Annotated in this window: 1 protein-coding gene; it reads right to left on the reverse strand. The window is 52.3% G+C overall.

Annotated elements, in window-relative coordinates; genetic code table 11:
- On the reverse strand, nucleotides 1-671 hold a 671-nt coding region (locus tag EOA27_RS38990; RefSeq protein WP_245491404.1), incomplete at both ends, for an ABC transporter substrate-binding protein.

Below are 671 nucleotides of genomic sequence, written 5' to 3' on the forward strand. Positions count from 1 at the left end.
CGGAGGGTTGAAGAAATTTGGTCGAATATAATTCGAGTACCAAACACCGTTATCCACTGCAAACTTGGGGTTGTTCCTAAATGCAACGGCACTATCCACTGGTGGGGCCAGCCAGATGTCAAATTGGTCCGTCAACATTGACGCCATGGCGGTATTGGCATCTGGAATGTTTGAATATTCTATCTTGTCAAAAACTGCCTCTTTCTTGCCAGCGAGGAAACTTGAGGCATCGTTCCTCGGAACGTAATGCGGGTTCTTGGTATAAACACGCGTTTGACCTGGTTTCCATGTAGAGATATCAAACATATACGGACCAGACCCGGTGGCATCGGTGAGTGACTCGGTCGCCGGGATAGAGGCGACCCGCTTGGGCATGATGAAAGGGGGATTTCCGGTAATGCCGGCAAGCGCAGCCGGAACGTCGAACGGTTTGGTCAGTTCGATCCGGAATGTCAGCTCGTCGACCTTGCTCATCTCCTTGAGCCGGTCGGCTAACAGGCGCCCGACCTGATCCCGGGAAGACCAGCGCTTTAGCGACTGGATCACGTCATCGGTCGTTATACGACTGCCGTCGGAAAACTTCAGGTTTTCTCGAAGGGTAATGTTATAAATCTTCTTGTCGTCGCTAGGATCGACTCGGTCGGCTAGCGATGGACGGGGAACGCCGTGTT

It is taken from the genome of Mesorhizobium sp. M2A.F.Ca.ET.037.01.1.1 (assembly GCF_003998075.1).
Lineage (GTDB): Bacteria > Pseudomonadota > Alphaproteobacteria > Rhizobiales > Rhizobiaceae > Mesorhizobium.